Origin of the sequence: Streptomyces zagrosensis (genome assembly GCF_014203645.1) — a bacterium.
Classification (GTDB): Bacteria; Actinomycetota; Actinomycetes; order Streptomycetales; family Streptomycetaceae; genus Streptomyces; species Streptomyces zagrosensis.
This window is the reverse complement of sequence record NZ_JACHJL010000019.1, coordinates 137,381-163,255: the sequence shown is the minus strand read 5'-3', so window position 1 is coordinate 163,255 and position 25,875 is coordinate 137,381. Positions and strand designations below refer to the sequence as shown.

Sequence of the window (25,875 nt, the reverse complement as noted above, 5' to 3'; positions counted from 1 at the left end):
CCTCGTGGCTTGCTTGAGCCGGATGCGGGGAAAGCTCGCACGTCCGGTTCTGAGGGGGCCGGGGACCAGCAATGGTCTCCGGCTACCCGACCACAGTGAGGGCGACCAAGGTCGTTGTTCCGCAGGGCGTCCAGCAGTACGCCGTCGAGCGCACCGTCGCGGTCGAACCTCACCCACGGCTCCCCCGCCAGTTCGCGCAGCTCGACCCGGTCCGCAGCGAGCTGCCGATGCCCGGCGCCCAGCGCCACGACGAACTGCGCAACCCCGAGATGGTGAGCGTCGGCAGGGCCTTGATCGCACGCCGCCATCAAGGCGAGGCCCAGCACGCCCCAGCTGCTCCGGCTCGGCGGAGTTCGGCTCATCGAAGACGGTGACCTCCAGTCGCGGGAAGCGGCGCCGCGGCGCGCCCAGCGCGCCCGGTAGCTGTCGGGTGCCACAGCCCATCCGCACCGCAACCACCAACTCACCCACCAACTCGTCGGCACCGACCCCCTCCCTGCGGTGGACCGCGGCCCGCCGCGCTCAGATCGTCGTGATCGTTGCCAGTGTCACAACGCGGGAGACAGCGCATGGGCTCCAGGTCCGTCACCGGCCGTACGAAGGTGGTGCTGCCCGAGGTGGGTTGGCCCACCGCACGGCGGCTCCCCGAGCCGTCCCGCCGATCACGGTTGGTAGCCTCCCCGGATGACTGCGACCTTCGACCCAGCCGTCCGCGCCCGGCTGCAAGCTCCCCTCATTTGGTACGTCGGCACCGTGTTCGCCGATGGAGCACCGCAGGTCAGCCCCATGTGGGTGGACCTGGAGGGGGACAGTGAGTTGACGTTCAACACTTCGGCGGGCCGGGTGAAGGAGGAAAACCTGCGCCGCGACCCCCGCGTCTACCTCTCGCACGCGGACGCCGCCGACCCCTTCGACCGGGTGCAAATCAGTGGCGTGGTGGCCCGCTTCATCGAGGGCGAGGAGGCGCACGACCGGATGGACCGGTTGGCCCGCAAGTACCTGGGCAGCGAGCGCTTCGAGTGGATCATGCCGGGAGAACAGCGGGTCGCGGTGATCGTGCGGCCGACCAAGGTGCGCCACATCGTCGGGGTGGAGCGCTTTCGCCCCGGCGGCCCCACCCCCGCCCCCTGATGTGCCCACCGAGATTTTCTCAGTGCAGATCACTTCCAGTGGCGGTTACGGGCAACGGCGGCGCGGGCTATGTCGCCGATACGGCTGGGGCTGAGGGTGCCGCGCTTGAGCGCGCCAGCGTTCTTTGAGTGCGGCAGTGTTCTTCAGGTGTGCCAGCGTTCTTCGAGTGCAGCAGCGGTGCAAAGGTTCCGGCCGGCGGCGGAGGCCCAACACTAATGATCATCGCAGCCACCAGGGAGCCCGCAACATGACCGGCATCGCGGAGGCCCTTGGTGAGTCGGCTCCAGTCGACAATGCAGCACGAAGTGTCACGCGCCCGTTCTCCGTATACGCCGTACTCGCCAACTCGCTGTTCCAGCGCGGAGTATTCGTCCTCTTCCTTTATGAGCGAGGCTTCTCCGCCGGGCAAGTGGCCCTACTACAGACACTGCTCTACCTGGTCAGCGGACTCGCGGAATTGCCGACAGGAGTCATCGCCGACCGAATTGGCAGGCGTGCCAGCATCGTGATCGGCCAGGTGCTGATAGCTGGGTGTCTGCTCGGTCAGGTGGCGTTCTCCAACTACTGGATGTTCTTGGCGCTGTTCATCGGGCAGGGCGTGGGCATGGCATGTGTGTCCGGTTCGGACACCGCCCTGCTGTACGACCTGCTCGTGCGTCGTGGTGCAACGGCCAGCTACGTGAAGATCAAGTCCCGGTTCACCATGCTCGGGACGGTCACCTCGGGAGCCGCCATCGTCCTCGGCGGCCAACTGCAGCGCATTTCTTGGGGAGTCGTCTACGTCGGTTCGGCGACGTGCCTCGTCCTGGCCGTGGTGGTGCTGATGTCACGGGTGCCCGAGATCCGCGGCGCGGACGCGGTGGACGAGCAGGACGGAACCGGGGAGGAGCACGGCGACACCACCGCATGGCGGGCCATGCTTCGAGTCGCCACGCCGGCGCTCGTGACGCTTGTCGTGGTCTCCGGATTGATGCATGCGACGTTGACGCCGTACATCATTTTCACGCAGAAGGTCCTCTCCGATCAGGGAGCGGGCACCACATTGGTCAGCGTGGTCATATCGGCGGGATTCTTCGTCGGCGGGCTCATTCCCTTGCTGTCGGACCGCGTGGACCGACGCATCGGGTACCGGGTCATCGTCCCGGTGTCTCTTCTGACGCTCGCCGCGGCACTCGGCCTGAGCGGCCTCGGCCTTGTCTGGGTCACCATCGCCGCGTTCCTCATGCTGGTCGGAATTCCCGAGATCACCGCCGTGATCGTGGACAACGTGTTCAACAAGGCGGTGCCGTCGCGCCACCGGGCGAGCCTGCTGTCGATGATCGCTTTCGTGGAGTCGGCGCTCATCGGCATCGGCTATCTCGTCGTCGGCACGCTCATGGACGAGATGGGCTCCAGTGTGGGCATGGCCACCTACGCCGCGGTCCCCCTGCTGGCATGTCTCCTGTGGCTCCCGGTGCTCTTTCGAAGGGCACCGGTGACCACCGAGATCGAGAAGCCCGCCGACCAGAAGCCTTCCTGAAACAGACCACCTTGAGCAACGCCCTGCCCGATGGCAGGGCGTTGCTCGTTGACATGTCGCTTGCAGTCGGCGACAGAGCTGTCATCGCGACGATCAGCGGCAAACGGGATGGGAAGAATCGCGCCGCTGAGAAAACCTCACCGCCTTGTGCCGCAAAGGCGGCTGGGGGCGTACGAGAACTCCCGCCGTGCTCCGTGACGTGACGTACCCGTGCGCCGATGGCGTAGCTGCGTAAATGAGCCGATCGGCACGATTCCCGTAGCACCGATCTCAGTAGTCGGCTGCTTCGCGCTGGGCTTCTCGCTGTACGACGACAGTATCCGCAAGCTTGTCGTGCAGGCACTGCTGGAGCGGGTTGTCCCACAGGTACCACAAATGGTTCAGCGCACCGAAGAACCATAGGCCCAGGTGGGCCAAATGCCGGCACAAGGCGTGTTCATAGGACAGAGGGGTCCCATCCCACGCTCGCGCCACTCGCAGACCACACAGGCGTTTGCCAACCGTTCCGCCCCAACGAGCGGTCGCCAGTGGCGAGTAGCCCGCACACATCGCGATGAAGCACGGGGCCCCGATGGCCCCGTTGCAGCTCAGCTGCATGTCCAGTGCGACAGCAAGGGAAAATAAACCGCAAAAGACCACGACATCGATGACATAGGCGCTCAGGCGTCTTGGAAGGTCAGCGGGATGCTCCCTGCCTGGCTTGGTGGGGTACATCTGAAGCCAGGACGGGTACGGGCGGCCTCGGTAGTAGTGAAATCTCTCGGACTCCGGGATAAGCGGCGTCAATTCGTCCACGCCGCGGACGCTACTGGGCGCCACCGGGAGGGGTCCCGGATCTCTTCGGCGCAGCCCCAGTCACAAGGCCGTGTGCGTAAGCCAGTGATCCAAAAGGGCGCGGTCGCCGGTGATCGTGACCGCGGTGGGTGAAAGGCGGCGGTGGAGCAGCAGCAGGAGGTCTTGCACCGTTCCGGTCACCGCCACATCTGCCGCGGCGGGCCCGCGTTCCCAGGTCGGTCCCTGTGCCGTGCGCGTCACCACCCACCCTGGCGCAGCCGGCCCCTTGGCCTGCAACTGGAGCCGCTCGCCGTGGCCACGCAGTTCGGCCAGGGCCGGCTTGACCGCTTCGGCGCCCGGCGCGCACAGCAGGTCGAGTAGCTCGCAGATCGCATCGGCGGCGAGGTCGGGGGCCACCCGGAACGCGGTGTCGCTGGCCAGGGCCGCATCAGCGTGGTGCACGCAGGTGTCGTGCAGCATGCGACGCAGCCAAAAGACCGCGGGTCCCGCGCCGAGGAACGTCCACACGGTGGCCTCGGGAGGGGTGCCACGGACCGCGGTGACGAGATCGGTGACGCCATCGGCCAACCAGCGAGGCCACGCTCCCGGTGCGCCGGGATCGACGTCGCGCGGGTCCGGTACGGCCTCGGCGGCGCCGGCTCGCACGATCCCTGCCGCCCACCGATGCGCCTGGCCGATATGGGCGACGAGATCCCGCACCCGCCACTGCGGGCAGGTCGGCACGCGACGTTCCGGGTCCATGCCCCGCACCACGCCCGAAAAGGCCTTGGTCTGTTCCCGCAGCCCCTCGGCAAGTCGCTCAATACCCAGCTGTTGCATGGTCATTGTCCCTCTCTGTGTCTCTGTGGGAGATCCGGCTGGTGCATCCGTCTGGTCATTCCGGCTGGTAGATCCGTCTGGTGATTCCGGCTGGTAGATCCGTCTGGTGATTCCGGGTGGTAGATCCGTACGGTAGAAAGCGCACCCAGGTGGAGGTTCTAGTCATCGTGACCGACGTCACATCGCAGGGAGCGGCGCTCGGGATCGGCGACCTGGCGCAGTTGACCGGAGTGCCCGTGCGCACCATCCGCTTCTACTGCGACGGGGGCCTCTTGGTGCCGCGGCGCAGCGTGGGCGGGCACCGGAGGTTTGACCCCGCGGCAGTGGATCAGCTTCGCCTCATCCGGCAATTGCGCAGGCTCGGGCTTGGCCTGGCCGCGCTCCGGGATGTCCTCGCCGGCCGGTGTTCCCTCACCGATGCGGTCGCCGCAGAACGGGCCGCGCTGGACGCCGAGTTGGCGGCGCTCTCCTGGCGCCACGCTTGGCTGCGCGCGGTCGAGGACGCGGGCCCGATCGAACGGGCTGCCCATCTGGAGCTGCTCGGTGTGGTGGAGAGCGGCCCCGCTGCCCGCGACGCCCTCGTGGCCTTTTGGCGGCGGCTGTTTCTCGCGCCGCTGCCGGACGACATGGTCAGCATGTTCCTCGACGTGAGCGTTCCCACGCTGCCCGCGGACCCGACGCCGCATCAGGTAGTCGCCTATGCGCAGTTGGCCGCCCTGGTCACCGACCGGTCCCTGGAGCGACAACTGCTGGCCCGTGCGAAGGACGGCCGGGAGGCGTTTGTCGACGAGGTCGCGCTGCTGACCGGGGTGGGCGAGGCGTACGAGATGGCCGGGCCGCTGCTGCTCGCCAGGCGGCGGCCGGGGCCCGGCCCGGCGCTCGACCGCTTCGTGGAGGCCCATGCGTCGGTACGCAACAGCCGGGACACCGCGGCGTTTCGGCGCGAGATGCTGACGGCCTTCGAGCACCAGTCATGGACGCATATCGCCGTGTTAGGCGACCCGCGCATTCGCCGCTATTGGGGGCTGGTGAGCGAGGTGACCGGGGATGCCGCCACCCTCGGCGCCCTGCACGCATGGCTGCTCGACGCGCTGGAACGCTCCATCGAATGAGCCCGGCCGCACGCCGACGACAAAGGGACGCAGGGACTCAGGGATGCAGAGACGCAGGAACGCAGGGACGTAACGTATCCGCCGCGAAGGCTGGGCCTGTGCGGCGGATGATGGTCGTAGCCACAAGCGGATCGTGGCGAGGGCGACGGTGCCGTGGAAGACGTCGGCACGCTTGTTATAGCGAGCGGCCACGGCGCGGGAGTTCTTGAGCGAGTTGCTCGTGCGTTCGACCTCGTTGCGATGCTTGTAGACCGCCCTGTCGAAGCCGACGGGTCTGCCGCCCCTGCGTCCGCGTCGTTGCCGGTTGGCCCGCTGGCTGCGCGGTTCGGCGATGGTGTGCTTGATCTGGCGTCCGCGGAGGTATCGGCGGTTGCGGCGGGAGCTGTACGCCTTGTCTCCGCTGAGATGGTCAGGGCTGAGATAGTCAGGGCGCGTGCGGGGGCGGCCGATGGTGAGCCGGGGGACGCTAAGACGTTCCAGCACCGGGACGAGCTGTGGAGCGTCGCCCCGCTGCCCCGGGGTGATCAGGAACGCCAAGTGGCGACGTCCACCCTCGCCGACCAGGTGAACTCTGCTTGTCAGACCACCCCGCGAACGTCCCAGTCCCTCGTCGGGCCGATGCTGACTGTCGCCGGGTGGCAGTGGTACGAGCCGTGCCCACTCGCCATGCGTCAGATCGCCCCGCCCCGCCCCGGGCACGGTGCCCCGTTCCCAGAGACCGGATCGGACGGTTACGCGGTGTTCCGCCGGGCGCACACCTCGATCTCGATCTTCATGCGGGGATCGGCGAGGCCGCACATGAGCATGGTGGCGGCCGGCCGGACCTCGCCGAACGCGCGACGCAGCGTCGGCCAGCAGGGCTCGAAGTCGGCCCGGTCGGGCAGCAGGTAGCGCACCCGTACTACGTCGGCGAAGGAGCATTTCGCTTCGCTCAGGGCAGCCTCGATGTTGCGCAGGCACTGCTCGGCCTGCTCCACCACATCCTCGGAGATCGTCATAGTGGCGTAGTCGAATCCGGTCGTCCCGGACACATGAACCCAGTCGCCGTCGATCACCGCGCGGGCGTAGCCGATCTGTTCCTCGAACATCGAGCCGCTGAGGATGGAACGTCGCTCTGTCATGCGCCGAACGCTAAGCACCCGGCACCGATACGTCTAATACGACTTTCGGTTGGCAGTGATACCTCTAGGCGTATGGAGCGCCCTGAACTTCCCCTGCCGCAGCTGCACGCCTTCGTCGTGCTCGCCGAGGAACTCCACTTCGGCCACGCCGCCGCCCGCCTCGGTATCGCCCAGCCACCACTGAGCCAGCAGATCCGTCGCCTGGAGCACAAGGTCGGCTACGCACTGTTCAGTCGCGAACCCGGGCGCATCGGCCTCACCGCGGCGGGCCGGGAACTCCTCCCCGCCGCCCGGCACGCCCTCGCTCACCTCACGCAGGGCCTGGCCGCAGCCCGGGAAGTCGGCAGCGGCAGGGCCGGCCACCTGCGGATCGGCTTTGCTGCCTCCCTCGCTCTCACTGTTCTCCCCAGCTTGCTGCGAACCTTCCGGGAACGGTTTCCCGCCGTGGATCTGGACATCCAGGAGATGACCACCACGCCGCAACTGGCCGCCCTGCGCGAACGGACGATCGACATCGGCCTATTGCGAGAGCCGCCTGCCCATGACGCGGAGATCGGGTTCGAGACCGTGCTGACCGAACCGTTCGTGGCCGTCCTGCCCGCCTCGCACCCCCTGGCGGCACAACGGGCGCTCCAGGTCAAGCAGTTGGCGGACTGCCCCTTCGTGCTCCTGCCTCGTGCCGTCGGCCCGTCGCTGTACGACCAGATCGCCGGTCTGTGCATTGCTGCGGGCTTCACCCCCCAAGTGACCCAACACGCAGTGGAATGGCAGACCGTCTGCGCCTTGGTGGGAACCGGCCTCGGCGTGTCACTGGCCCCGGAGAGCATCCGCCGGATTCGCCTCAAAGGCGTCGCCTTCCGCAAGATCGAGCCCGACACCGTGCACACACGCGTCGCCGTCGCGTGGCGCAAGAACGACCCAAACCCCCTGGTCCCCAGCATCCTGGCCGCACTTGACCAAGATTCGCCGGACAAGCCTCAGAGGTAGGCGGCGGTCTCGCGAACGGCACCGAACCGGGGGAAGACCCGCTGTACGGCGAAGTCATGCTCATCGGCAGCCAACCCGGACATGGCGTCGCTGACGAACTCCACCTCGTATCCATGATCACTGGCCGCTCGCCCGGTGGACTCCACGCCCATGGTGGTGACCAGACCGCCGAGCACCACGGTGTCCACCCCGCGCTCGCGGAGCTGCTGGTCCACGTCAGTGGCGTAAAAAGCGCCAACGGTGCGCTTCACGATGACGAGATCACCGGGCTGGACCAGCCCCGTAGCGAAGTCACTGCCGGCAGGCTGCTCGGCCACCCCAGGGCGGTCCACGCGCACCTGGACGACCGGTCGGCCATCGGCCCGAAACGCTTCGGCCAGCCGCTTGCAGCGGGCCAGCACTTGGTCCCCGGAGTGTGGGGCCACGGGTAGGGCGATGATGCGGGGCATCAAGTCGATGAGGACGAGCGCGGAGATCATGATCATGATCGTACGCGCCACGCCGCCGGCGGCAATGGCTGATTATTGCCTCATTGCCCCGCACGGCACGCCTTCTTGCCGCGTCCCCACACCCCATCGCCGGTGTTGCACCCCCGCGACTGGGTGGCCGCACCGACCCCGCCCTCCGCACTTGAGGGCAGGGCAGAATTCCGCCGCGGGGGAGACGGGGTCCTGTCGAGGGCGGGTCGGCTACGGGATATCTTGATGTCGAGCAATGTTGCAGACGTGGAGCGGAGCACCCGGTGACTGACTCGACCATCATCTATACGCACACCGACGAGGCCCCGGCCTTGGCGACGTACTCGTTCCTGCCGGTGATCGAGGCCTACGCCTCGACGGCCGGGGTGGCCGTGGAGAGTCGTGACATCTCTCTGGCGGGGCGGATCATCGCCAGCTTCCCGGAGCACCTTGAGGAGAGCCAGCGCATCGATGACGCGCTGGCCGAGCTGGGCGAACTGGCCAAGACGCCGGGTGCCAACATCATCAAGCTGCCGAACATCTCGGCCTCGATTCCGCAGCTCAAGGCGGCAATCACTGAGCTTCAGGAGCAGGGTTACGCGCTGCCCGACTACCCGGATGACCCGAAGACCGATGAGGAGCGGGAGATCGGCGCGCGGTACGACAAGGTCAAGGGCAGCGCCGTCAACCCCGTGCTGCGCGAGGGCAACTCCGACCGCCGCGCTCCCGCCTCGGTGAAGAACTACGCCAAGGCGCACCCGCACCGCATGGGCGCGTGGACGTCCGACTCCAAGACGAACGTCACGCACATGGACACCGACGACTTCCGCTCCACCGAGAAGTCCGCGGTCATCGCCGAGGCCAGCACGCTGCGGATCGAGCTCTCCGGGGACGACGGCAGCACCACCGTGCTGCGCGAGTCGGTACCGGTGCTCGCCGGTGAGGTCGTGGACGCCGCCGTGCTGCGCGTCGCGGCGCTGCGCGAGTTCCTGACGGCGCAGGTCGCCCGGGCCAAGTCCGAAGGCGTGCTGTTCTCCGTTCACCTGAAGGCCACGATGATGAAGGTCTCCGACCCGATCATCTTCGGCCACGTGGTACGCGCCTTCTTCCCCAAGACGTTCGCCGAGCACGGCCAGACGCTCGCCGCGGCCGGCCTGACCCCGAACGACGGGCTCGGCGGCATCCTCAAGGGCCTGGAGTCGCTGCCCGATGGCGCAAAGATCAAGGCGTCCTTCGAGGCAGAGCTGGCCGAAGGCCCCGAGCTCGCGATGGTGGACTCGGACCAGGGCATCACCAACCTGCATGTGCCGAGCGACGTCATCGTCGATGCCTCCATGCCCGCGATGATCCGCACCTCCGGTCACATGTGGGGCCCGGACGGCCAGGAAGCCGACACCCTGGCGGTCATCCCGGACAGCAGCTACGCCGGGATCTACCAGGTCGTCATCGATGACTGCCGCGCGAACGGCGCCTTCGACCCGGCGACGATGGGCTCGGTGCCCAACGTCGGCCTGATGGCGCAGAAGGCCGAGGAGTACGGCAGCCACGACAAGACCTTCGAGATCCCCACCACCGGCACGGTGCGGGTCATCGACGGCAGCGGCAATGTGGTGCTTGAGCAGGTGGCCAGCGCCGGCGACATCTTCCGTATGTGCCAGACCAAGGACGCGCCGGTACGAGACTGGGTCAAGCTCGCCGTCACCCGTGCCCGCGCGACCGGCAACCCGGCGGTGTTCTGGCTGGACGAGGGCCGCGCGCACGACGCGAACCTCATCGCGAAGGTCACCACGTACCTCGCCGACCACGACACCGATGGTTTGCAGATCGAGATCCTGTCGCCGGTCGAGGCGATCGCGTTCTCGCTGGAGCGGATTCGCCGTGGCGAGGACACGATCTCGGTCACCGGCAATGTGCTGCGTGACTACCTGACCGACCTGTTCCCCATTCTGGAGCTCGGTACGAGCGCCAAGATGCTGTCGGTCGTCCCGCTGATGAACGGCGGCGGCCTGTTCGAAACCGGCGCCGGCGGCTCCGCGCCCAAGCACGTGCAGCAGCTCGTCAAGCAGAACTACCTGCGCTGGGACAGCCTGGGCGAGTTCCTCGCGCTGGCGGTCAGCTTCGAGCACCTCGCGCAGACCACCGGCAACGCGCGCGCCCAGGTGCTCGCCGACACTCTCGACCGTGCGACGGCGTCCTTCCTCAACGAGGACAAGTCGCCCAGCCGTCGGCTCGGTGGCATCGACAACCGCGGCAGCCACTTCTACCTGGCTCTCTACTGGGCCCAGGAGCTGGCGAAGCAGACCGACGACGCGGAGCTCGCCAAGGCGTTCGCCGCGCTCGCCCAGAACCTGGCCGACCAGGAGCAGACGATCGTGGCCGAACTGATCGCGGTCCAGGGCTCCCCGGCCGAGATCGGCGGCTACTACAAGCCTGACGCCGCCAAGGCCACGGCCATCATGCGCCCGTCGAAGACCTTCAACCAGGCGCTCGCGACCCTCGGCTAACCCGAGGCCCCGTGCGCCCGGCGGCACCGGCACCGGCAGCACCCGCCGCTGACGGGCGAGCGTCGTTGAGCTCGTGCGCAGATACGCGTCGGCTCCGCCCCGGCTGGTCCTCCATCCAGCCGGGGCGGAGCCGTTGTCGCCTCCGGCGCCGGCTCAGCTCGGTTCAGTTCAGTTCAGTTCAGTTCAGTTCAGGTCACCACGATGGCTGACGTGTTCGGCTGCCGGCCGCGGGGTGCCGGGTCATCGCGGCGAAGACCAGTGCGGCGACGATCTGGAAGCCGGCGGCTGTCAGCAGTGCGCCGGGCAGGGACCAGGTGGCCAGCGGCCCGGCGATGGCGGCCCCCACCGCGAAGCCGGTGATCTTCAGGCTGGCGCCCGTGGTGAAGATCTGGCCGCGCAGCCGCGCCGGCGCCTCCCGGTGGCGCACCGTGAACAGGGCGGTGAGCTGCGGCCCCTCGGCTGCGCCAGCGATCACCATGGCGCAGATGAGCGCCACCGGCGAGCAGGTCGCCGCCAGCGCGAGCGCGCCGGCGATGGCGAGAGGCGCGCACCAGATGAGGGTGTCAGGACGCACCGGGTAGGCGCGGCGGGCGAGCAGGGTGTTGGCGGCGAGCGCCGATGCGGCGACGACGGACAGCAGGATCGCCCCGCGATCAGCCCCGTCGAGCACCCGTACGCCGAGCAGCGGGCAGCACGCGATCAGGATGCCATCCCCCACACATGAGATCACCGAGGTCGCCGTCGCACGAGCCAGCGGCCCAACCCGCGCGATGGCGCGGAAGCCGGCGCCGAGGTCGGCGGCGACCGAGCCATCGGCCGCGGCGGGCCTCCGGGTGCGGCGGGCGGGCAGCGTCCACGCCGATGGCAGGGCCAGACAGATCAGCGCGATCGAGACGCCGACCGCGGCCGGGGCTCCGATCAGGCTCGCGATGACCCCGGCGGCTGCCGGGCCCACCAGCCCGGCGCCGTTGAAGGTCATGGCGTCGAACGCGTGCGCGCGCGGCAGCGCATCGGGCGTGACGCAGCGCGGGAGTTGTGCGGTCCAGCCGCCGGACAGCGCCGGGCCGAGCAGTCCCGCGCCCACGGCGATCAGTACCGAGTAGCCGATCGGCCAGTGGTCGATGGCCAGCAGGATGACGGTCAGCGCCGCCGCGTATCCGGCGAGCGCCCCGGCCAGCAGCCGGCCCGGACGCGCGGACCGGTCGATGAGGACGCCGAAAACCGGGCCGCCGACCGCCGCCGCGATGGTGATCCCGGCGAGTAGCGCGGAGGCGGCTGAGGCCGACCCGGTGGCCGCGAGCCCGGTGAGGAGCAGGGCGGGGCCTGACATCTCATCGCCAGTACGGGCCGCGGTTGCCCCAACCATGTACCGAGCCATCGCGTAACGCTTCTGCATGCCAGTCACGTTACGTACGTAACGAAAAACTTCGCCACATGCGTTACATTGCCAAGGTGCTGTCCCCTGGAGACGACTGGTCAACGCGGCACTCGGTGCTGGCAATCGCCCGCCGCACGGCTGCCCTCATCAATGCGCTGAGCGCCGACGAGCCGACGCCGGACGCGGTCGCCGACGTGCTGCGCGCTCACGGCGAGGAGGTTTCTCGCCCGCTCTCCGCGCACGACGTCTGCACCCTTCGTAGCGCCGCTTCGCTGTTGCGGGAAGTGTTTACGGCCGGCGACGCAGACACCGCTGCGCGCATCATCAACGGCCTGCTTCAGCGGAGCAGCGGCGCGCTGCGCCTCACCTCGCACGGCGGCAACACACCCTGGCACCCACACCTCGACAGCGACGACGACGCGCCCTGGGACGAGTGGTTTCTGGCCTCCTCGTGCCTGGCGTTGACCGTGCTGCTCTGGGACCGGCAGCGCTCGCCCGGGGGTCTGTGCGCCTCCGCGGGGTGCCCCAACGTCTACCTCACCCAGGGCAGCGGCCCATCCCGCCGCTACTGCTCACGCCGCTGCGCAACCCGCGAACGCGTAGCGGCACATCGGCGCGGAGCTGGCCACAGCCCGCACCCGCCGGCAGCCCATCGACCGTAAACTCGCCGACTCACCAGCTCCCCCGCGCGTCAACTCGCCAACGCATGAGCACGGCAGCGCGTCAGCACATCAGTTGGCCCCTACGCCGGCTCTTTAACCCGCCAAACCCGCCAAACCCGCCAGCATGTAAGGGACCCTGGACAGCACACCGGACGCACCTGCCCCAGAGCGCTCACCGGCACCGAGTACGCAAGGAGCCACGCATGCCCACGACACCCACGTCCCCCACCAACCCCGACCCCACCCCCGATCTGGGGCCCGCCGCGGAACGCATGGCGGCGCTGCTCAGCGAGGTCTCCGATGCCCAACTCAGCGCGCGCACGCCCTGTGCGTCGTACGTACTGGGCGACCTCATCGACCATGTAGACCGGCTGTCGCACGCGTTCGCCCTGGCCGCCACCAAGGACGTCGGGCCCAACGACAGCACGGGTCCCTCCGGCGACGCCTCCCGGCTCGGGCCCGACTGGCGCTCCCGGCTGCCCGCCCGGTTGACCGCACTGGCCGAGGCCTGGCGCGATCCGGCCGCCTGGCAGGGCATGACGCGAGCCGGCGGCTTCGACCTGCCGGGCGAGGTGGCGGGCCTCGTCGCGCTCAACGAACTGACCGTCCACGGCTGGGACATCGCCCGGGCCAGCGACCAGCCCTACGAGGCCGATCCGGCGACGGTACGAGCGTGCATGGCGTTCGCAGCGCAGGCGCCCGCAGCGGACGCAGCGGCGGAAGCGGAGAAAGAGAAGGGCCTCTTCGGCCCCGTGGTAGATGTCCCCGCCGATGCCCCGCCGCTCGATCGGCTTCTCGGCCTCACCGGTCGCCAGCCGTACTGGTCACCGGCCTGACCCACCGACACCCTGGCTGCACCGACACCGACACCGACACCGCGCCAGGCAGGTGGCTCGGCGTACGCCCGGCTGCCGTTCGGCCGGGCGCGCGGTCACCCGTCTCACCCGTAGCACCCGTCCCGCGTTCACCGGTGGCGAAGCGTCACCCATGGCCGGGCGCGTGCCGCGACACTGTGCGTATGCCGCACTTCATCACGTACGACGGGACCACACTCTTCTTCTCGTCGCTCGGGAGCGGGCCACCCCTGCTGTGCCTGCCCGGCGGGCCCGGGGCCGATGGGCGGGGGCTGGGCGAGCTCGGGGGCCTGGCCCGCGACCGTACCCTGATGCGGCTCGACGGCCGCGCCGCGGGCCGCTCTCATCTGCCGCACGATCAGTCGGGCTGCGGGTTCGCGGAACAAGCCCGCGATGTGGTGGCGTTTGCGGACCACTTGGGGCTGGACACGGTGGATGTGCTCGCGCACTCGGCGGGCGCGCTGGTCGCGCAGGAGTTCGCGCTCCAAAGCCCGGCACGCGTGCGACGGTTGGTGCTGGTCACGCCCGCGGGGAGGTTGGCCAGGGAGCCGGACAAGGCCGAGGTCGCCGAGATCCGCGGCAGGCTGGCTGGACGGCCCGACGCCGCAGCCGCGGAGGCCGCCGGCGCGCCGCCCGGGGGCTATGGCACGTGGTCCGCCGCCGCCCAAGCACACCATGCGGCGGGCGCTGCGCATCGCGTACCGCCACTGTGGCTCAGGTCACGGTTCTACGCCGATGAAGAGAGCGAGCCGGTGCGCGTGGTACGGCTGCGGGCGCTGCGGGCGCCGCTGCTGGCCATCGCCGGTGCGGACGACGGCATCGCCGGAACGGCCCCGGCTCGGCTCCTCACCGAGTGCTGCCCGCTGGCACGCCTTGCGGTGCTACCCGGCTGCGGTCACTGGCCGTGGGTGGATGCCCCGGAAGCGTTCCGCGCGCTGGTCGCCGACTTCTTGGCCGGATCTGCTGCCGATTGACCGCCGAACGCCTGGCGGGTCGCGCACGGCACCGTGCGGCGGTCGCGCCGCTCAGCCGTCGTTCCGTTCAGCGGCTGTGTCGCTCAGCTGTCCCGCCGTTCAGCGGCCGTGCCGCTCGGCCGTCGTGCCGCTCAGCGGCCGTTCAGCGCGACCCGCAACCTCCGTACGCCCTCGGCCAGTTCGGGCAGGCCCGCGACGCCCGCGAAGGACAGCCGGAGCTGGGGCGCCGGCGGCTCGGCGGCGTAGTAGGGGCGGCCAGAGGCCACGGCGACGCCTGCGTGCAGGGCTGCCTGGGCGACGGCCGATTCATCGGTGCCAGGCGGCAGGCGCAGCCACAGATGGAAGCCGCCGGGCGGCACCCGGAAGGGGGTGAGTTCCGGAATCTCCCGGCTCAGCGCGGCGACCAGAGTTTCCCGGCGGCGGCGCAACTCGGCCGCAATGGTCCGCAGATGGCGGGGCCAGGCGGGCGAGCCGACGAGTTCAAGAGTCGCTTCCTGGAAGGGCCAGGGCACGAAGAAACTGTCCACGACCTGGATCGCGCGCAGTCGATCGAGCACCGGGCCGCGCGCAGCGAGCGCGCCGACCCGCAGGCTGGGCGAGGTGGCCTTGGTGAGCGAGCAGACGTGCACCACCGTGCCGTCCAGGTCGTCGGCGGCGAGGGTGGGCGGCAGCGCGGGCGCGTCCTCGTGCACCAGTCGGCGGGCGAAATCGTCCTCGATGATGAACGCCCCCGCAGCCCGCGCCACCCGTACCACCGCGGCCCGCCGCTCCCGGCTGAGCACCGTGCCGGTCGGGTTTTGGAGCAGCGGCTGGCAGACGAAGACCCGGGCGCCACTGGCCCGGAACGCCTCGGCCAGCAGGTCGGTTCGTACCCCGTCTGCGTCCACCGGCACCGGCACCGGACGCACCCCGGAGGCGCGGGCGACGGCCAGCAGTCCGGGATAGGTGGGCGACTCGACCAGGACCGGCGCACCGGGCGGGGCGAGCGCGCGCAGCGCGGTGGTCAGCGCGCTCTGGCCGCCGGAGGTGATCAGTACGTCAGCCGCCGTGACGCCGCCGGCGGGTCCGCTGATCTCGCGGGCGAACCACGCGCGCAACTCGGGCAGTCCATCGATCGGTGGCCTTCCCCAGGCGCCCGGTCGCCGCCCGGCGCGGCCGAGGGCTGCGGCCAGCGCGCGTTCCGGTTGGAGCGAGGAGTGCAGATAGCCGCCGCTGAGTTCGATCACATCGGGCGGCGGGGCGGTCAGTGTCGCGAGGATGCCCGAGGCGTCCACCGAACGCGGCACCGCATCGGCGGCGGCCTCCGCACTCAACGCGACCTCCTGCCACGAGGTGTCTCCGGTACGCGGCTGCCCGCCGGCCCCGCCCGGCCCACCCGGCAGTTCCGCCCGGAATGCGCCCGCCCCGGGGCGGGTCACCACCAGGCCCTCGGCCGCCAGCACAGCGAGGGCGCGCGAGACCGTCACCGGGCTGACCCGATGCCGCTCGATAAGAGCACGACTGGATGGCAGCTTCCCACCTGGAGAGTAGCGGTTGAGCTCCCCCCGCAGAATGTTTACCAGGTCCGCGACGCTGCTACGCTCATACATGACAGCACACGATAGCGCTACTCGCCCCGACGCGATAGCAGTGCCCGGCGCCACCGACCCGGGCCCGCACACCGTTCCCAGCGCCGGCGCCCCAACCGCCCCCGGCGCCCGCCAGGCCACGCCCCACCCCGGTGCCCCCGCGGGGGCCGCCGCTTCCCCCCACGGCAGCGCCCGCCTCGGTACCGTGCTCGCCGCACTTGGCGTGGCGTCCTTCTCGCTGACCTTCCCCGCCACCGCCTGGGCGCTGGAGGGGCTCGGCCCCTGGTCCACGGTGGCGGTCAGGACCGTGCTCGCCGCACTGATCGCCGCCAGTTGTCTGCTCGCGCTACGCGTTCCGCTTCCCGCCCGCCGGCACTGGGCGGGGCTCGCGGTGGTCGCAGCGGGCACCGTGGTCGGCTTTCCCCTGTTGACGACCCTCGCGTTGCAGACCTCCTCCACCTCGCATGCGGCCGTCGTCGTCGGCCTGCTGCCGCTCACCACCGCGGCCTTCGCCGCCGTACGCACCGGGATCAGGCCCTCGCGGGTGTTTTGGGCCGCCGCACTGGCCGGGGCCGCCGTGGTGATCGCCTTCGCCGTGCAGCAAAGCGGAGGCGCGCCGAGCGGCGCCGATCTGTACCTCTTCGGCGCGCTGCTGATCTGCGCGGCGGGCTATACGGAGGGCGGCAGACTGGCACGTGAGATGCCGGGCTGGCAGGTCATCGGCTGGGCCCTGGTCGGCTGTCTACCGCTGGCCCTGCCGGCAGCCGCCATCGCCGTAACGCTGGAACCGGTCCACCTCACGGGGAAGGCCATCGCCGGGGTGCTGTGGGTGGCGGCGGGTTCGCAGTTCGCAGGACTGTACGTCTGGTACCGGGGCATGGCCGCGATCGGCGTGGCCAAAGCCAGCCAACTCCAACTCGCGCAGCCCCTGTTGACCCTGGTGTGGTCCGTACTCCTGCTGGACGAACACCTCACCCTCGCCGCACCATTGACCGCGCTCGCGGTCCTGGTGTGCATCGGCGTCACCCAGCGGGCCCGCAGCTGAGTACCCGGGGTCACGTATCTCGCCCGGCCGCGACGGATGCCCTGGGCACCACGATCCAGGCTCCCGCCCGGTGCCACCGCCCGAGGTGTTGCGCCGACCACGAGAACGGAAGCCCAAGAGAGGGGGCCAGATGGGGCCTCAGACAGTGAAAGTCTTGCTGTACTCCACGAACTCAGCCCAGGAGGCCGGCGGTACGGCTAGGACCGCGCCTTCCCGCGCCTTTGTGTCCCGGATGAGGACCTTCGAGGGGTCGTTGTCCGCAACTTCTACGCAGCTGTCGGATTTCGTGTAGGTACTGGTGCGCCATTTCGGCATTTCAGCCACGGCTTTCCCTTCCCATGCGTTCAAAGTGCTCGATAGCAGTCAAAATAAGATCCCTGGCAGCCTGGCCATACACAGCAGACTGCCGATGAAGTCCAAATGCCTTGTGGTATAGCTCGATTTCCCTCGGCTGAGTCACGGATATCTCCGCAGAGTACGTCTCGATCATGACGAGCCTGTCATCGAACATCGAAAAGGCATGGCCGATCCAGAGGGCGAGGGGTGCGGTCCTCGGCACGATACCCAGGCTGAGCCGCGGGAGGGCCATCACAGCCATCAACCGGTCGAGTTGGGCCCTCATGACTTCGGAACCGCCGTGGTTCGAGTAGAGGGCCTGCTCGCCAAGGAGAACGTTGAAGATTCGGTTCCCCTCGTAAAGGTACTGCTGCCGGTCGAGGCGTCTCGCCACGGCTGCTTCTGTGTCGGCCGGCGTCTCATGGAAGGCCGATACCTGCTGGAAGATGTTCTCGGCATACGCGGAGGTCTGGATGGTGCCCCACACCACGTTCGGGTCCCAGATTCGGAAGACCTTCGTCTTCCGGTAAAGAGGCAACGACTTCTTCTGGCGTCTCTCTGCCCCGGACTCAAGCATCCGGCGCCACTCCATCCACAGCTCGTCAATGTGGCGGAGTGTCGCGATCAAGTCGTCAGCCTCAGTCTCGTGCCCTGTCAGGCCACACCAGACGCGGATGTCGTCCTCGGACGCGTTCTGTCTCCCGTTCTCGATGCGAGAGACCTTGGATTCCTGCCATCCCGTCGCAGCGGCGAAGGCCCGACCACTGCTGAACCCCGCGTCCTTGCGGAACCCACGCAGCCGGACCCCCAGCGCCTCTCGCATCTCTTGTGCTTGGTTGTTCACGGAACGGTTAGGGCTTGTACTCGCGGTGGGGAATGGCCAAGCTCCAGAGCAGGTCCCGTACGCGTACACACTCGGCGACGGTTTCGGGGGTCTCGATCAGCTCGGAGCCCATCACCCGACCGCGCTCATCGAAGTGGCCTACGGCCAGGAGCCGGTCATCGAACAACCACCAATCATTCCCGTTTACGGGAAAGGTGAGTTCGCTTGGCAGGTGGTGCCGTGGCAGCCACCTGATGGACTCGCCAGCCTCCAGGTTGGTGCCGGTAGTGGCGTGCTCGTACTGGATGTAGGAGCTGTGCGGTTTAGTGACGACCCGCACCCGGCGAACAGTCTTCCCCAAGTCGGTGACGCGCCTCATGAGCTGTGTCCACGGTGACATGAACGAGTCATCCGCAGTTCCCGTTTGGAGCCAGCGCTTGTACGGGCCGGCCTCGTTGGGGACTGAGTAGTCGTCCCTCAGTTCAAGGTGGAATGCGTCGTGCGCGAAGCTCTCAAAGAGCCGGTTGCGCTCGGCGCCGGAGATCAGCTTCACGCGGTTCCTCCAGTAGGGCGGTGATCGCGGCCTTAGGGACCTCGACCACGGTCTCGTAGTCCGGAATTCTCATCTGTGCCAGAGCCTCGGCGTCGGTGACCTCCTGCCCCTGAACAACGTACGTACCTCCGGGAGTGAGGACCATAAGAGGGTCCTCCAGGCGCCTGAACTCCCCGGGGGGAAGCCCGTCTTTCTCCAGGTGCTCGAACAGCTCGGTGGGCACCTCTACGGCCGTCTCGCCCTCGTGCAGGGTGAGCTGCATCAGCAGAACGTTCGCGTAGATCCTCCACCCCTGCACTAGATACGTGTCCCGGTCAGTTGCGTACAGAGTGGGGCAGTCTCCCTCTTTCGAGTTCGTACCAAGGAACCGTAGCTTCATGGTCACTCCCCTGTCCTGTTGCTTGCGCGGAATTGCGCTTCCTCATGTTCGGACAGGCACTCGATGCCCCGCAAAGGTCGTGCCGCAAACTCGCGCAATCTGCTTGGAGGTTGGTTCCGGGAGCCTCTACGTTCGTGGCCTCACCGCAGCCCGTCCGTGGACTGGCAGCGGTGGTTGGCGGAGAACGTCCGGCCTCGCTCCCCAGTCGAGGCGGGACGTTTAGCACCCCCGGAGGGAAGCCCCGTGACCATGGCCGCGACGAAACCCAACGCAACTGGCGCTCCTGGCTACAGCGAGACGCTGCCTTGCGTGAAGGAGTCGGCCGGCATCGCTCGTCGGTTAGTGCGTGCGGCTCTGGAGACGTGGAAGCTCGAAGCGCTCATCGAGGTGAGTGAACTGGTCGTATCAGAGCTGGCCAGCAACAGCATCATGCACAGCGGAAGCCCCCACATGCGGGTTGCTGTCGATCGGACCGGCGATGACAGGGTGCGCGTCGCGGTCAGTGACAAGTCACGTCAAGCCCCGGCTACTAGTCATGCGAGCGACGAAGACGAGTCCGGCCGCGGCCTGCTCCTCGTTGAGGCGTTCGCAGAGCGCTGGGACACGGACTACCGCCTGTGGGGGAAGGTCATTTGGGCTGAAATGGTCGCCCCGCCAGCCCCATGCGCAGGGGGAAGTAATGAATAGACCCCGGACGCGGCCGTCCGTCGTTCCCTTCATCGCCTCGTGGAACAGCGAGCTGCCGGACCTCGTAGCGGGCCTGACCATCGAGTACGACCCCGAATCGCGTCTGGCCTACAAGGGCTTGCCACTCCCCACTGACCGTGACCTCGGCGGGATTTCGTCGGCTCGGATGTCCCACTCGCCGCACGTCGGGAAGCCGATCTTCGACGGCGTGCACCCGACCCGCCAGCGCTTCTGCATGTTCGAGATGAGCTGCCAAGTCTGCGGGTGGCCTGCTAGCCGCAACAAGGATGGCTGATTGTTCTTCGACTGGCGTAAGTCCTGGGACCCGCCCTCGTGGCCAGAAGGATCTCGGACGACCCAACCGCCCCTGTGTGATCAGCACGCGGTTACGGCTTTCGAAGAGTGCTGGAACAGCTCGCACTTCACCGCACTCAGGGTCAAGTGCCTGAAGCTCTGGGGCGTGATCGGCGCCCACCACCAGTACATATCTGACGGGTGGAGGGTGAGCCAGGAGGAGGTCATGTACCCGTACGGCGACCCCAGCCACAGCTACCAGCGAGAACGGGACATGCGTCCCGCCTCATAGCTCCCATTCCGGCGTCGCGCCCCCGTCGGGCCGGGATGGGTTACCAGGTCCCCGCCCCCTGGTCTTGGACGTCACGAGTCGGACCAGGGGACGGGTCGCAAGTGCACTACGGCCGGGGGATGAAGCCCCCGGTCGCTCCTGAGAGAAAGGCAGCAGCCATGTCGCTCAAGGAAGCACTCAGCAGGAAGGCTACCGTCCGCGGCGACGAGGACGACAACACCGACATCGAGGACGGCGACGGCAAGGGCGGTTCGGGCTCCCCCGGCCACTTCGCCTGACCTACTCCCCCTGATCGGATTCCCCTGGCCGCCCAGCGGCCGGGGGGCTCCACCGTTCCGTAAGGTCGTGCATGAATCTCCTAGTGATCGACTGGGACTTTTTCTTCCCGACTCCCACGGCCGGCGCCCCACTTGGCGAGCACCCAGAGCTGTACGCGTGGCCCGTTGCTGAAGACGCCGTGCACGTCGAAGCGATCTGGCTTCGCAGGGTTCGTGCCTTCATCAAGGCGGCGGTTCCGCTGCCCCAGTGTCACGGTTTCTCGGGCTTCTGGAACCGTTTCAACATTGCCCCCCAAGCCACCCTCTTCTACGCGGAATCGAACGCCTGGGCCTCCCAGATCTTCCCCTCGAACCTTGGCGGGTCAGGCCCCTGGAGGAGCGTCCACCTGTACGACGCCCACCATGACTGCGGGTACAAGCTGAACGATCGGAGCTTCGAGGACTGGAGGGGTGGGGTCCTCTCCGGACGTAAGAAGATCGGTGCCGAGAACTGGATGCTCGCGCACTACTGGAACGGCTCGCAGGTCTTCGTCCACTTCCCCTCGTGGCGGGAGTCCATGGCGCGGCCGAGTGAACAGCCGCTGATCCCCGTGAGCATGACCATCGACAACGGGCAGGCGCCCGACGTGGTCTTCACCTCGGTGTTCCTCTGTCGATCCGGTGCGTGGGTGCCCCCATGGTGCGATGCGCAGTTCGGAGACTTCCTGGCAGCCTGTCCGGTCGCACGACGAGTCGAGATGCCGCAGAACCAGTGGACACAGCCGCGCCCAGATGTCCTCCGCATGGTCGAGCTGGCGGACCGGATGAAGATGAGCCCTGGCCTGACGAGCACAGACGGGACGAGCGAGCGCCGCGAACGAGGCGCCCTCCACGGCGACCGGTCATACACTGACGAACACGGACCGCAGTTCCCTCCGGACTCCCGGACAGGAGGCCACCGCAGATGCGAGCCAGCGTAGGCGACCGGCTATTGGTGCACGGCAGGATCGTGGGCCAACACGACCGCACCGCGGAAGTCGTCGAAGTCCTTGGCCCAGACGGCGCGCCCCCATATCGGGTGCGTTTCCAGGACGGCCACGAGACCCTGATGTCGCCGGGTCCCGACACCGTCGTCCAGCACGAGGGCGAGGCTCGTACGTAGCCCCGCTCCCCCGCTTCTCCACGCCACCAGCGCTCCGGTGGTGGCCACGCTCGCGCCGTGGACGTGACCACCACGAACCGGGCTCCCGCCCGGCGCCGCCGCCCGTGGGTTGCGCCGACCACGAGAACCCAAACTCAGCGCGGTGGCCGTACCCGGTGCGGGTAGTGGTCGGCGACCACCTTGGCCATCGCGCCGGAGGGGTCGGTGGAGACCTCCTTCGCCGAGAAGTACACATGGCCGCGGACCTGCGGATGGTTCCGGCTGAAGGTGAGGTGCCGCGAGAGTTCGGCGACGTCCTGCCAGGGGGCGGGCTGGGCCGGGTCGCTCGCTTTGTACAGGGCCTCGCCCACATACAGCCGCACCCCCGTTCCCTGTACCGTCCGCGCCCACCAGGGCACGAGCTTGGCGTAGTCGGCAGCGGCGAACCCGAGGTGCCAGTAGACCTGGGGAACGAGGTAGTCGAGCCATTGTTCCTTGACCCAGCGGCGCGTGTCCGCGAAGAGATCGTCGTAGGTCTGCACGCCGGCCTTGGTGTCGGAGCCCAGCGGATCGCTCGCTCGGTTGCGCCACACGGCGAACGGGCTCACCCCGAAGTGCACCCGGCGCCGCAGCGCCCGTACCCGCCGCGATGTCTCCTCCACCAGCATGTCGATGTTGTTGCGTCGCCACGCCGCCCGGTCGGGAAAACCTGCCCCGTACTGTGCGTACGCCGCATCGTCGTCGAAGACCTGCCCGGCCACCGGGTACGGATAGAAGTAGTCGTCCCAGTGCACACCGTCGATGTCATAGCGGGTGACCGCATCGAACATCGCGTCCTGCACAAAGCCTCGCACCGCGGGCAGCCCCGGGTTGTAGTAGAGCTTCCCGCCATACGGAACAACCCACTCCGGGTGCACGCGCGCGGGGTGTGAGGCGATCAGCCGGCTCGGGTCGGTGTGGTTGGCGATCCGGTACGGGTTGAACCACGCATGCAGTTCCAGCCCGCGCCGGTGCGCCTCTCGCACCGCGAAGCCCAGCGGGTCCCAGCCCGGGTCCCGGCCCTGCGTTCCGGTCAGATACGCGCTCCATGGCTCGTACGGGGAAGGCCACAGGGCGTCGGCGGTGGGCCTGACCTGGAAGATCACCGCGTTGAGTCGCCGCTCGACGGCCGCATCGAGGTAGCCCACCAGTTCGGACTGCTGCTGCCGGGCGGGCAGCCCCGGCTTCGATGGCCAGTCGCGGTTGACGACGGTCGCCAGCCACATCGCGCGCATCTCCCGACGCCGTCCGGCACCCCCGGCGGCAGGCTCCGCGGCAACCGCACCCGGCTCCCGGGCCATGGCCCGGCTCCCATCCCGCGCGCCACCGTCCGCGGCCAGCGCGTCACTGCCGGCCAGCAACCCGGACACGGCGCCGGCCGCCCCGATCGCGAAGCCGCGGCGGCCCATGCTCTCCGTGCTCCCCATCTGGAGTCCCTTCGCTGTTGCGTGCGTCACACCGTACGAGGTCAGCATGCCCGCCCCGGCCCCGCGCGCACAGGTGGCCGCGGAGTAACGTCAAGGCCGAGGCGGTCACCGAAGCCCCCCGTGCCACAAGCCAGGGGTGGAGCTCCGCCGCCGGCCGAAGAAGATCAGCGAAAGGCACGATGTGACCGACATCGAACGCGTCGGAGTGGTGGGCTGCGGCCAGATGGGCGCGGGCATCGCGGAGGTGTGTGCTCGTTCCGGCCTGGACGTCATGGTCGCCGAGACCACGGGCGAGGCCCTGGAGTTTGGCCGTACCCGGCTGACCAACTCGCTCACCAAGGCCGCCGAACGCGGCAAGCTCACCCCCGACGAGCGGGACGCGGCGCTGGCCAGGCTCAGCTTCACCACCGACCTCGGGGAGTTCGCCGACCGCGACCTCGTCATCGAGGCCGTTGTCGAAAACGAGCAGGTCAAGACGGAGATCTTCCGGGTACTCGACCAGGTCGTGACTCGCCCGGACGCGATCCTCGCCTCCAACACCTCGTCCATCCCCCTGGTCAAGCTGGCCGTGGCCACCTCACGCCCCGACCAGGTCATCGGCATCCACTTCTTCAACCCGGCCCCGGTCCAGCGCCTGGTGGAGATCATCCCCGCGCTGACCACCGGCGAGGAGACCATCAAGCGCGCCGAGGCCGCGGTGCAGGGCATCCTCGGCAAGCACGCCATTCGCGCCCAGGACCGTTCGGGCTTCGTGGTCAACGCGCTGCTCATCCCGTACCTGCTGTCCGCGATCCGAATGTTCGAGTCCGGCATCGCCAGCCGCGAGGACATCGACGACGGCATGGAAATGGGCTGCGCCCACCCGATGGGCCCGCTCAAGCTCAGCGACCTGATCGGCCTGGACACGGTCGCCTCGGTCGCCTATTCGATGTACGAGGAATATAAAGAACCCCTGTACGCCGCTCCCCCACTCCTCCAGCGCATGGTCGATGCGGGCCGCCTCGGCCGCAAGTCAGGCTCGGGCTTCTACCCGTACTCCTGATCCGGCCCGCGCCGGCTCCACGAGAGCCTGCCTGGCCGTATGACAGGGCCGCTGTCCGTATACCGGACGGCGGCCCGTTGTCGGTAGTGGGCGTTGCGGGTGGGGGCCGTTGCGGGTGGGGCCGTTGCCGTAACGCGGGCGCTAACGCGCCTACCGCTCCAAGTAGTTGCGCCGACGGTTCGTTTTCTTGTCGCGCGGCGGATAGCACTCCAGGGGCCCGAGCGAAGTTGGGCTGACGCCCCCAGCGGGTGCGAGAGATCGCGGAGAGCCAAGTCGTCATGATCGGCAATCTGCTGAGAGCGGTGAGACCAGCGAAGGAGCCTCCAGACCGCCGAACTCCTGGCGCTCTGCGCCGCGTTCGCACGTGTCGCGCCGCTCACGGAGGGGTTGCCGGCCCCCTACCCTGGCAGGGACTAGCTGCTCAGAGAGGAACACAGCCGTGTCATCTGACGCTTCCCCGGACCCGCTCGCGTTCGGCCAGCGGATGCAGGTACTCCGCACGCGGCGCGGCATGAGCCGCACCGTCCTTGCCGGGCTTACGGGAATGAGCGCGGAGTGGGTAAAGGCGGTGGAACGCGGCCGTATCGCCGCCAAGTTGGACATGATGCTGCGCATTGCCGAGGCGCTGCGTGTCAAGGACTTGTCCGAGCTCATCGGCGGGCCGCAGCAGCAGCCGCTCTTCGCCGGCCCCGGGCACCCGCGCCTTGCCGCCGTAGAGGCCGCGATCGACACGTTTCCGGTACGCCGCGACGCGCCCGCGCCATCGGTCAAAGGTCTGCGGGCCCGGCTGGTCCGGGCGTGGGCGGCCCGCCATGCCTCGCCCATCCACCGGGAGGTCATCGGCGCACTCCTGCCGGATCTGATCAGCGAAGCCCAACTCACCGCGCGGCAGGCCGAAACGGCGGCGACCCGGCGCGCCGCGCAAGCGGTCCTGGCCGAGGTGTACAGCCTGAGTCAGTTCTTTCTCGCCTACCAGCCTGACGCCACGCTGCTGTGGCGCGTGGCGGAACGCGGCATGGTGGCCGCCCAGGAAAGCGAAGACCCGCATGTGATCGGCGTGGCCGCGTGGCTCACCACTCAGGCCCACCGCGATTCGGGTCCTGCTCACTACGACGCAGCGGACGCGGTCACCCTGGCGACCCTGCGTCACCTGGAGCCGCTGTTGCCGGACGCTTGCGATGATGTGCTTGCGATCAGCGGAGCGCTCCAGTTCGAGGCCGGATACACAGCGGCACGACGCGGCGACGCGGGCACAGCCTGGGGGCATTGGGACCGGGCGCGCACAGCGGCCGAGCGATTGCCGGAGAGCTACTACCATCCGGTGACGTCGTTCGGCCCAGCCATCATGGGCGCCCACGCGGTGACCGTGGCGGTGGAACTCCACGCGGGAGGCGAGTCCGTGCGGCAGGCCGCCGCATCCGATCACACGGTGATCCCCTCCCGGCCGCGCCGCGCTCGACACCGCATCGAACAGGCGCGGGCGTACCACCTAGATGGGCAGCCCGACATCGCACTAGCGGCGCTGGCGCGGGCACATCAGACGGCACCGGAGACGATCATGTACAACGGGTACGCGAAGCGGATCATTCTCGAAGAGGTGGAATGCTGCTCCGCCGCCCGCCGTCGCCGGGCGGCGAGGCTGGCCTTCGACATCGGCCTTCTCGCGGCGTGAGGGATG

Annotated in this window: 26 protein-coding genes and 2 pseudogenes; 15 read left to right on the top strand and 13 right to left on the bottom strand. The window is 68.7% G+C overall.

The window, feature by feature from the left end; all coding sequences use genetic code 11:
* A pseudogene (locus FHS42_RS36360) lies at positions 1 to 362 on the bottom strand (hypothetical protein); the annotation flags it as partial.
* 322 nt (positions 363 to 684) lie between these two features.
* On the opposite strand from FHS42_RS36360, the gene FHS42_RS28790 reads away from it, so the two are divergent.
* Together FHS42_RS28790 and FHS42_RS28785 are read left to right on the top strand one after the other, a co-directional pair.
* The gene (locus tag FHS42_RS28790) at positions 685 to 1,131 is read left to right on the top strand and encodes a PPOX class F420-dependent oxidoreductase (protein ID WP_184577186.1); all 447 of its coding nucleotides are present in this window, start codon (positions 685 to 687) and stop codon (positions 1,129 to 1,131) included.
* Positions 1,132 to 1,378: 247 nt separating this feature from the next.
* On the top strand, positions 1,379 to 2,650 hold the full coding sequence (locus FHS42_RS28785; protein ID WP_184577183.1) for an MFS transporter: 1,272 nt from the start codon (positions 1,379 to 1,381) through the stop codon (positions 2,648 to 2,650).
* Positions 2,651 to 2,920: 270 nt separating this feature from the next.
* Here the strand turns inward: FHS42_RS28785 and FHS42_RS28780 are convergent, their stop codons facing one another.
* Together FHS42_RS28780 and FHS42_RS28775 are read right to left on the bottom strand one after the other, a co-directional pair.
* Positions 2,921 to 3,364, bottom strand: coding sequence for an RDD family protein (locus FHS42_RS28780; protein ID WP_246495555.1), 444 nt, complete (start codon positions 3,362 to 3,364; stop codon positions 2,921 to 2,923).
* A gap of 141 nt (positions 3,365 to 3,505) precedes the next feature.
* Positions 3,506 to 4,270: a maleylpyruvate isomerase family mycothiol-dependent enzyme gene (locus FHS42_RS28775; RefSeq protein WP_221476966.1), complete on the bottom strand. Its 765-nt coding sequence runs from the start codon at positions 4,268 to 4,270 to the stop codon at positions 3,506 to 3,508.
* A gap of 161 nt (positions 4,271 to 4,431) precedes the next feature.
* On the opposite strand from FHS42_RS28775, the gene FHS42_RS28770 reads away from it, so the two are divergent.
* Positions 4,432 to 5,376, top strand: coding sequence for a MerR family transcriptional regulator (locus FHS42_RS28770; protein WP_312867077.1), 945 nt, complete (start codon positions 4,432 to 4,434; stop codon positions 5,374 to 5,376).
* A 114-nt stretch (positions 5,377 to 5,490) separates the two neighbouring features.
* On the opposite strand, the pseudogene FHS42_RS28765 reads toward FHS42_RS28770, so the two are convergent.
* A pseudogene (locus FHS42_RS28765) lies at positions 5,491 to 6,003 on the bottom strand (IS5 family transposase); the annotation flags it as partial.
* Positions 6,004 to 6,107: 104 nt separating this feature from the next.
* Positions 6,108 to 6,497 carry a RidA family protein gene (locus FHS42_RS28760; RefSeq protein ID WP_184577177.1) on the bottom strand — a complete coding sequence of 130 codons (390 nt, stop codon included), beginning with the start codon at positions 6,495 to 6,497 and terminating at the stop codon, positions 6,108 to 6,110.
* Between the two features lie 72 nt (positions 6,498 to 6,569).
* Here FHS42_RS28760 and FHS42_RS28755 point away from each other — a divergent pair, with 72 nt between their 5' ends.
* Positions 6,570 to 7,484, top strand: a complete 915-nt coding sequence (locus FHS42_RS28755; protein ID WP_184577173.1) for a LysR family transcriptional regulator — start codon at positions 6,570 to 6,572, stop codon at positions 7,482 to 7,484.
* On the opposite strand, the gene FHS42_RS28750 is transcribed toward FHS42_RS28755, so the two are convergent.
* Positions 7,475 to 7,963: an isochorismatase family protein gene (locus FHS42_RS28750; protein WP_184577170.1), complete on the bottom strand. Its 489-nt coding sequence runs from the start codon at positions 7,961 to 7,963 to the stop codon at positions 7,475 to 7,477. The two genes, FHS42_RS28755 and FHS42_RS28750, sit on opposite strands and share 10 nt — an antisense overlap.
* A 263-nt stretch (positions 7,964 to 8,226) precedes the next feature.
* On the opposite strand from FHS42_RS28750, the gene FHS42_RS28745 reads away from it, so the two are divergent.
* Positions 8,227 to 10,446, top strand: a complete 2,220-nt coding sequence (locus FHS42_RS28745; RefSeq protein ID WP_184577167.1) for an NADP-dependent isocitrate dehydrogenase — start codon at positions 8,227 to 8,229, stop codon at positions 10,444 to 10,446.
* Between the two features lie 193 nt (positions 10,447 to 10,639).
* On the opposite strand, the gene FHS42_RS28740 is transcribed toward FHS42_RS28745, so the two are convergent.
* Positions 10,640 to 11,842, bottom strand: coding sequence for an MFS transporter (locus tag FHS42_RS28740; RefSeq protein ID WP_246495530.1), 1,203 nt, complete (start codon positions 11,840 to 11,842; stop codon positions 10,640 to 10,642).
* 38 nt (positions 11,843 to 11,880) lie between these two features.
* On the opposite strand from FHS42_RS28740, the gene FHS42_RS28735 reads away from it, so the two are divergent.
* From FHS42_RS28735 to FHS42_RS28725, 3 genes are all read left to right on the top strand, one after another.
* Positions 11,881 to 12,486 carry a CGNR zinc finger domain-containing protein gene (locus FHS42_RS28735; protein ID WP_184577164.1) on the top strand — a complete coding sequence of 202 codons (606 nt, stop codon included), beginning with the start codon at positions 11,881 to 11,883 and terminating at the stop codon, positions 12,484 to 12,486.
* A 203-nt stretch (positions 12,487 to 12,689) separates the two neighbouring features.
* Positions 12,690 to 13,322, top strand: coding sequence for a TIGR03086 family metal-binding protein (locus FHS42_RS28730; RefSeq protein ID WP_184577162.1), 633 nt, complete (start codon positions 12,690 to 12,692; stop codon positions 13,320 to 13,322).
* 182 nt (positions 13,323 to 13,504) lie between these two features.
* Positions 13,505 to 14,314, top strand: a complete 810-nt coding sequence (locus FHS42_RS28725) for an alpha/beta fold hydrolase (protein WP_184577158.1) — start codon at positions 13,505 to 13,507, stop codon at positions 14,312 to 14,314.
* Between the two features lie 131 nt (positions 14,315 to 14,445).
* On the opposite strand, the gene FHS42_RS28720 is transcribed toward FHS42_RS28725, so the two are convergent.
* Positions 14,446 to 15,903: an aminotransferase-like domain-containing protein gene (locus FHS42_RS28720; RefSeq protein WP_184577154.1), complete on the bottom strand. Its 1,458-nt coding sequence runs from the start codon at positions 15,901 to 15,903 to the stop codon at positions 14,446 to 14,448.
* Between FHS42_RS28720 and FHS42_RS28715 the strand changes: the two genes are divergently transcribed.
* Complete coding sequence (locus FHS42_RS28715; protein ID WP_184577151.1) at positions 15,902 to 16,927, top strand: DMT family transporter; 1,026 nt, start codon at positions 15,902 to 15,904, stop codon at positions 16,925 to 16,927. The genes FHS42_RS28720 and FHS42_RS28715 overlap by 2 nt on opposite strands.
* Positions 16,928 to 17,065: 138 nt before the next feature.
* Here the strand turns inward: FHS42_RS28715 and FHS42_RS28710 are convergent, their stop codons facing one another.
* The 4 genes from FHS42_RS28710 to FHS42_RS28695 are packed head-to-tail and all read right to left on the bottom strand — an operon-like array spanning position 17,066 to position 19,018.
* Positions 17,066 to 17,242, bottom strand: coding sequence for a DUF397 domain-containing protein (locus FHS42_RS28710; protein WP_184577148.1), 177 nt, complete (start codon positions 17,240 to 17,242; stop codon positions 17,066 to 17,068).
* Between the two features lies 1 nt (position 17,243).
* Entirely contained in the window at positions 17,244 to 18,086 is an 843-nt protein-coding gene (locus FHS42_RS28705) for a helix-turn-helix domain-containing protein (RefSeq protein WP_221476964.1), read from the bottom strand.
* A gap of 28 nt (positions 18,087 to 18,114) precedes the next feature.
* Entirely contained in the window at positions 18,115 to 18,639 is a 525-nt protein-coding gene (locus FHS42_RS28700) for a DUF6879 family protein (RefSeq protein ID WP_184577142.1), read from the bottom strand.
* Positions 18,599 to 19,018, bottom strand: coding sequence for a hypothetical protein (locus FHS42_RS28695; RefSeq protein WP_184577139.1), 420 nt, complete (start codon positions 19,016 to 19,018; stop codon positions 18,599 to 18,601). Before FHS42_RS28695 ends, FHS42_RS28700 begins: the two co-directional genes overlap by 41 nt.
* Positions 19,019 to 19,267: 249 nt before the next feature.
* Here FHS42_RS28695 and FHS42_RS28690 point away from each other — a divergent pair, with 249 nt between their 5' ends.
* From FHS42_RS28690 to FHS42_RS28675, 4 genes are all read left to right on the top strand, one after another.
* Positions 19,268 to 19,705, top strand: a complete 438-nt coding sequence (locus FHS42_RS28690) for an ATP-binding protein (protein ID WP_184577229.1) — start codon at positions 19,268 to 19,270, stop codon at positions 19,703 to 19,705.
* Positions 19,698 to 20,000: a hypothetical protein gene (locus tag FHS42_RS28685; protein ID WP_184577136.1), complete on the top strand. Its 303-nt coding sequence runs from the start codon at positions 19,698 to 19,700 to the stop codon at positions 19,998 to 20,000. Before FHS42_RS28690 ends, FHS42_RS28685 begins: the two co-directional genes overlap by 8 nt.
* A gap of 640 nt (positions 20,001 to 20,640) precedes the next feature.
* Positions 20,641 to 21,528 (top strand): hypothetical protein, encoded by an 888-nt coding sequence (locus FHS42_RS28680; protein WP_184577133.1) that lies wholly within the window; start codon positions 20,641 to 20,643, stop codon positions 21,526 to 21,528.
* A complete protein-coding gene (locus FHS42_RS28675) occupies positions 21,513 to 21,710 on the top strand; it encodes a DUF1918 domain-containing protein (protein WP_184577130.1) in 198 nt (65 codons plus the stop codon). Before FHS42_RS28680 ends, FHS42_RS28675 begins: the two co-directional genes overlap by 16 nt.
* A 134-nt stretch (positions 21,711 to 21,844) precedes the next feature.
* Here FHS42_RS28675 and FHS42_RS28670 read toward each other — a convergent pair whose 3' ends face one another.
* The gene (locus FHS42_RS28670) at positions 21,845 to 23,155 is read right to left on the bottom strand and encodes a glycoside hydrolase family 10-like protein (RefSeq protein WP_246495527.1); all 1,311 of its coding nucleotides are present in this window, start codon (positions 23,153 to 23,155) and stop codon (positions 21,845 to 21,847) included.
* Positions 23,156 to 23,336: 181 nt separating this feature from the next.
* On the opposite strand from FHS42_RS28670, the gene FHS42_RS28665 reads away from it, so the two are divergent.
* The gene (locus FHS42_RS28665) at positions 23,337 to 24,197 is read left to right on the top strand and encodes a 3-hydroxybutyryl-CoA dehydrogenase (protein ID WP_184577224.1); all 861 of its coding nucleotides are present in this window, start codon (positions 23,337 to 23,339) and stop codon (positions 24,195 to 24,197) included.
* A 439-nt stretch (positions 24,198 to 24,636) separates the two neighbouring features.
* Positions 24,637 to 25,869 (top strand): helix-turn-helix domain-containing protein, encoded by a 1,233-nt coding sequence (locus tag FHS42_RS28660; RefSeq protein WP_312867076.1) that lies wholly within the window; start codon positions 24,637 to 24,639, stop codon positions 25,867 to 25,869.
* Positions 25,870 to 25,875 lie beyond the last annotated feature (6 nt).